General features: G+C 65.2%; 2 protein-coding genes and 4 pseudogenes. 3 read left to right on the forward strand and 3 right to left on the reverse strand.

Translation table 11 applies throughout. The features are described from left to right. A pseudogene (locus RHBS_RS31075) lies at positions 1–164 on the forward strand (cation:proton antiporter); the annotation flags it as partial. A gap of 12 nt (positions 165–176) precedes the next feature. Then, the gene (locus tag RHBS_RS23460) at positions 177–839 is read left to right on the forward strand and encodes a GntR family transcriptional regulator (protein ID WP_187298609.1); all 663 of its coding nucleotides are present in this window, start codon (positions 177–179) and stop codon (positions 837–839) included. A gap of 66 nt (positions 840–905) precedes the next feature. Here RHBS_RS23460 and RHBS_RS23465 read toward each other — a convergent pair. Together RHBS_RS23465 and RHBS_RS23470 are read right to left on the reverse strand one after the other, a co-directional pair. Beyond that, a pseudogene (locus RHBS_RS23465) lies at positions 906–3040 on the reverse strand (3-hydroxyacyl-CoA dehydrogenase NAD-binding domain-containing protein). A 9-nt stretch (positions 3041–3049) separates the two neighbouring features. Continuing rightward, positions 3050–4260: pseudogene (locus RHBS_RS23470) on the reverse strand (acetyl-CoA C-acetyltransferase). A gap of 233 nt (positions 4261–4493) precedes the next feature. Between RHBS_RS23470 and RHBS_RS23475 the strand changes: the two are divergent. Next, positions 4494–4730, forward strand: coding sequence for a hypothetical protein (locus tag RHBS_RS23475; protein WP_128646538.1), 237 nt, complete (start codon positions 4494–4496; stop codon positions 4728–4730). Between the two features lie 3 nt (positions 4731–4733). Here the strand turns inward: RHBS_RS23475 and RHBS_RS23480 are convergent. Then, positions 4734–5607: pseudogene (locus tag RHBS_RS23480) on the reverse strand (DNA polymerase III subunit gamma/tau); the annotation flags it as partial.

A 5607-nucleotide genomic window follows, 5' to 3' on the forward strand; every position in this document is an offset into this window, starting at 1 on the left:
CCATCGTCATCGCCGGGCTGGCCGTGGCCGCAGGCGCGGTGGAGGGCGAGCTCGCGGCTCTGGCGACGGCATACGTGCTGCTGATGGCAATCCTGGGGCCCATTGCCGCCCGAGTCGTCGAACCGGTCGCGCAGGTCCTCCTGCGCACGAAGCCCGCCGTGTGATTGGCTTTCGGGATGGTGGACAAGCGTCGAGCATCGGTTCTGCGCCGACGGCCGCAGCTGTCGGAGGAGGTGGCCAGCCACGTCCGGCACCTCGTCATGTCCGGCGAAGTGAGTCCGGGAGACTTCATCCGACTCGACGAGACGGCAGCCGAACTCGGAGTGAGCGTCACTCCCGTACGCGAGGCGCTGCTGACGCTGCGGGGTGAGGGCATCGTCGAGCTGGTCCCGCATCGCGGATACAAGGTCTCGCCGCTGACGCCGAACGACATCGTCGACATCTTCTGGCTGCAGGGTCGGATCGCCGTCGAGCTGGTTCGCCGCGCTGCGCCGAAGATCACCGAGGCCGAACTCGACCGGCTCGCCGAACTCACCGCAGCACTGTCGATCGCCGTCGAGAACGGAAAGCCGGAGGACGTCGAGAACTGCGAGTTCGAGTTCCACCGCGTCCTCAACCGACTCGCCGAATCGGCGAAACTCGCGTGGTTTCTCAACAACGCCACCCGCTACACACCCACCCGCCTCTACGCCACCGACCGCGACTGGGGCCGAGCGACGGTGCGCAACCACGAGGAACTCATCGAGGCACTCATTCGAAACGACATCGACGCCGCCTGCGAATTGATGAAGCAACAATTCACAGACGGCGCCGAGAGGTTGATCGCGCATCGCGGGTGAGTGCGCTACGCGCAGTGGTGTGGTTATGTGCCACGGGCGGCACATAACCACACCACTGCCTTGGCACTAACGAAGCGAGGCGGGAACCTGGAAGCGTTCGCCGTACTTCTTCGCCAACTCGTCTGCACGAGTGACGAATCCGGCCTGACCTCCCGGGTAGCCGACGACGTACTGGTGCACGCCTCCGGTCCAGGCGGGGAAGCCGATGCCGAAGATCGAGCCGATGTTGCGTCGGCGGTGGTGTTCAGCACACCCTCGTCGAAGCACTTCTGCGTCTCGATGGCCTCGATGAACAGCATGCGTTCCTTGAGGTCCTCGAACGGGATGTCCGCCGAGCCCGACTTGAAGGCATCACGCAGTCCGGGCCACAGGCCGGCGCGCTTGCCGTCCTCGTACTCGTAGAAGCCCGCACCCTTGGCCTTCGACGGACGCTCGAACTCGTCGACCATCTTGTCGATGACCTCGCCGGCCGGGTCCTCGGGCGGAGTTCCGCCGGCAGCGTTGATGGCGTCGTAGGTCTCCTTGCGAATCTTCTGCATCAGGTTGAGCGTGAGCTCGTCCGAGAGCTGCAGCGGCGCAGCCGGGTAACCGGCTTGGAGACCGGCCTGCTCGATGGTCGACGGCTCGACGCCCTCGCCCAGCATCGCGATGGCCTCGTTGATGAACGTGCCGATGACGCGCGAGGTAAAGAATCCACGACTGTCGTTGACGACGATCGGGGTCTTCTTGATGAGCTGCACCAGGTCGAATGCCTTGGCCAAGGCCGCATCCGACGTCTTCTCGCCACGAATGATCTCCACCAGCGGCATCTTGTCCACGGGAGAGAAGAAGTGGATTCCGATGAAGTCTTCCTGACGCTTGATGCCCTGAGCGAGGCTCGTGATGGGCAGCGTCGAGGTGTTGGAACCGAGCAGCGCCGTCGGATCGACGAGGTCCTCGATCTCCTGGAACACCTTCTGCTTCAGCTCTTCCGACTCGAACACGGCCTCGATGACGAGGTCAGCGCCTTCGACGTCCTTGGCATCGGCGGTCGGGTGGATACGCGCGAGCAGTGCGTCGGACTTCTCCTGGGTGGTCTTGCCACGCGAGAGCGCCTTGGCTTCGATGGCCTCGGAGTACGCCTTGCCCTTCTGCGCCGACTCGAGGGCAACGTCCTTGAGCACCACGTCGATTCCGGCCTTGGCACACACGTACGCGATGCCCGCGCCCATCATGCCCGCGCCGAGAACCGCGACCTTGGTGAAGGTGGTCTTCTCGATGCCGTCGGGACGGGACTTGCCGGCATTGATCGCCTGCAGGTCGAAGAAGAACGCCTGAATCATGTTCTTGGACACCAGGCCGGTGACCAGCTCGGTGAAGTAGCGCGACTCGATGGTGCATGCGTTGTCGAAATCAACCTGCGCACCTTCGACAGCAGCCGCGAGAATCGCACGCGGAGCCGGCATCGGTGCGCCCTTGATCTGCTTGCGCAGGTTGGACGGGAACGCAGGCAGGATCTGTGCGAGCTTCGGATTCGACGGCGTGCCGCCGGGGATCTTGTAGCCCTTGACGTCCCACGGTGCGACGCCACCCTCGGGGTTGGCCTTGATCCACGCCTTGGCGGTGGGCACCAATTCGTCGATGCTGCCGACCAACTCGTGAATCAGACCGATCTCTAGAGCCTTCGCCGGACGGAACCGGGTGCCCTGGGCGAGGACGGTCATGAAGCCGGTCTGGATACCGAGCAGTCGCGTGATGCGGGCAACGCCACCGCCGCCGGGCAGCAGGCCCAGCGAGACCTCGGGCAGACCGATCTGGACGCCGGGAACATCGGCCGCGATGCGGTGATGCGTCGCGAGGGCGATCTCGAGTCCGCCGCCGAGTGCTGCACCGTTGATGGCGGACACGACGGGCTTACCGAGCTTCTCGATCCGACGCAGCTGGCTCTTGACTTCCTGGACCTCGTCGAACACCCGCTGGGCGTCCTCGGGCTGAGCGGCGATGAGGGTGTGCAGATCGCCTCCCGCGAAGAACGTCTTCTTGGCGGACGTGAGCACGACGCCGGTGATGGAATCGACCTCGGCCTCGAGGCGGTCGACGGTCGCTCCCATCGAATCCTTGTACAGCTGGTTCATCGTGTTGGCGCCCTGGTTGGGGTCGTCCATCGTCAGAACGACGATACCGTCGGCGTCCTGGTCCCACTGAATCATGTTGTCAGACATCGTAATACCTCAGACTCGCTCGATGATGGTGGCGACGCCCATGCCGCCGCCGATGCACAGGGTGATCAAGGCGTACCGGCCGCCGCGACGCTCGAGCTCGTCGAGCACGGTGCCGGTGATCATCGCTCCGGTTGCTCCCAGCGGGTGGCCCATGGCGATGGCACCGCCGTTGACGTTGAGCTTCTCGTTCGGGATGTTCAGATCCTTCTGGAAGCGCAGCACGACGGAGGCGAATGCCTCGTTGAGCTCGAAGAGATCGATGTCGTCGACGGTCAGGCCCGCGGTCGCGAGAACCTTCTTCGACGCCGGGGTGGGCCCGGTCAGCATGATGGTCGTGTCGGCACCACTGGTGGCCGTCGCGACGATGCGCGCCCTTGGCACCAGGTTCAGATCCTTACCGGCCTGCTCGCTGCCGACGAGGACGAGTGCTGCGCCGTCGACGATGCCGGAGCTGTTACCGCCGGTGTGCACGTGATCGATCTTCTCGATCCAGTGGTACTTCTGCAGCGCGACGTCGTCGAATCCGCCCATGGCCGCGATACCGGTGAAGGCCGGGTTCAGCTTGCCGAGGGACTCGACCGTCGTGCCCGGACGCATGTGCTCGTCCTGATCGAGGATGAGCAGGCCGTTCTGATCCGTCACCGGAACGACGGACTTGGCGAAGTAGCCACCGGACCATGCCGCTGCGGCGCGCTCCTGGGACTGGACGGCGTATGCGTCGACGTCTTCGCGGCTGAACCCCTCGATCGTCGCGATGAGATCGGCACCGATGCCTGCGGGGCGAAGTAGGTGTCGTAGTTGGTGACGGGGTCCATGGCCCACGGGCCGCCGTCGCTGCCCATCGGCACGCGCGACATCGACTCGACGCCACCGGCGATGACGAGCTCGTCCCAGCCCGAGCGCACCTTCTGCGCAGCCAGGTTGACGGCCTCGAGACCGGACGCGCAGAAGCGGTTGAGCTGGAAGCCGCCGACGGTGTCGGGCATCTTCGCCGCGAGCACCGCCGTGCGCGCGATATCCGCACCCTGATCTCCGACGGGTGAGACCACGCCGAGGATGAGATCGGAGATCCGGTTCTCGTCCATGTCGGGGAAACGTCGACGAAGCTCGTCGATCAGGCCGGTCACCAGGGAAATCGGCTTCACCGAATGCAGGGAGCCGTTCTTTCCCTTACCTCGGGGAGTCCTGATGGCCTCGTAAATGAATGCCTCTGTAGTCACAGCGCGCAGTTCCTTCCAGATACTCGATCTTCTCGCGGTCGCAGTGGTGGCCGACCGCATCGGTGCGAGGCCACAACAGACCTCAGCTCATGCCACAGTAGAGCCGCGGGTAGATCCGACATAAGGACCGAAACGAGCGTGGTCCATGACCGACGCGGAGGTTCAGGTTTGAACGAAGTCGGCATGGGACACTCGGATAGATCAGATCTACCGAGCGCGGAAGAAGACCCACCATGGAAACCGACAACGAACTGACCGTGGGCGCTCGCGTCAAAGTACGCATCCACTCGACCGGCACAGACGACAAGGCCGGTCAGGACGCCTACGAGACCGGAGCGATCGTCGAGGACTTCGGTGTCCAGACAGCAGACACCACCTCGCGGGACTGGGCGGTGGCACGGCGTTGGGCCGTGGCACTCGACAGTGGTCGCTTGGTGTTCGCGGACAACGAGGACCTCACCGTCGGTTGACGCTCAGGTCTCTTTGAGCGGTACTGCTCCCAGTTCGCTGACCAACAGCTCAATCGCGACGGTTTCCGGGTCGCGGCGAACCGTCGGATCGGCGGGTTCGGCCGCGGCCTTGAGCAGCTCTTCCTCGTCCTCCGGGGTCTCCGGCGGCGGTGGGCCTACCGGCTCGGGCTCGTCGGGATAGTCCGGCGCTTCGGGCATCGGAATGTCGTCCGCCCCGATGCCGGTCGAGGATCCGTCCCCCGCTGATCCGAACCCGTCCGACGTGGGACGGGGAGCCCCTGCCTGGCTCGGCCTCGAGAACTTCGGCAGCGACGCGGGTTTCGCTGCCGGTTCATCTTTTTTTGCTGATGACTGTTCCGGTGGTGCCGCCGCACCGACCAAGCACACCACCGACCATTCGACGCCGAAGACGTCACGCAGAGCGTCGCGAATGACGTCGGCGTTGCGGGGTTCTTCCAGCCGCTTGGCCAACGGTGCCGAGTCGTGGCCGAGCGTGATGGTGCCGTTCTCGACGGCGCGCACCGAGGCACCGGAGAGCATCACCTCGACGGTGCGGCTCCGGTCTCGTACCTTCGTGCGCACCTCGGACCACACCGCTCGCACCGCGGCTGCGTCGGGCTCGCTCGACGCGGCGGCAGGGGCCGCCACGGGTTCCGGTTCCGACTCGAACACCGGATCCGGCTCGGGGCCGTAATCGTCCTCGGGCTCCGGCGGAAAATCCTCGTGAGCCACCGAGTCGACGGAAGCCGAGTCCTGTTGCGCGGGAACGGGTTCCGGTGCAGATTCGGGTTGCGGGGTTGACTCGGGTGCGGGAGCAGGCTCGGGTTCCGGGGCCGGGGCCGGCTCAGGTGTTGGGATCGGCTCGGGTTCCGGCGTC

Origin of the sequence: Rhodococcus sp. BS-15 (assembly GCF_000813105.1) — a bacterium.
In the GTDB taxonomy this organism is placed as follows: Bacteria; Actinomycetota; Actinomycetes; order Mycobacteriales; family Mycobacteriaceae; genus Rhodococcoides.

Excerpts from the sequence above, each read along its gene's own strand:
- RHBS_RS23475 (WP_128646538.1), top strand. The coding sequence starts at position 4,494 with ATGGAAACCGACAACGAACTGACCGTGGGCGCTCGCGTCAAAGTACGC.
- RHBS_RS23460 (WP_187298609.1), top strand. The coding sequence starts at position 177 with ATGGTGGACAAGCGTCGAGCATCGGTTCTGCGCCGACGGCCGCAGCTG.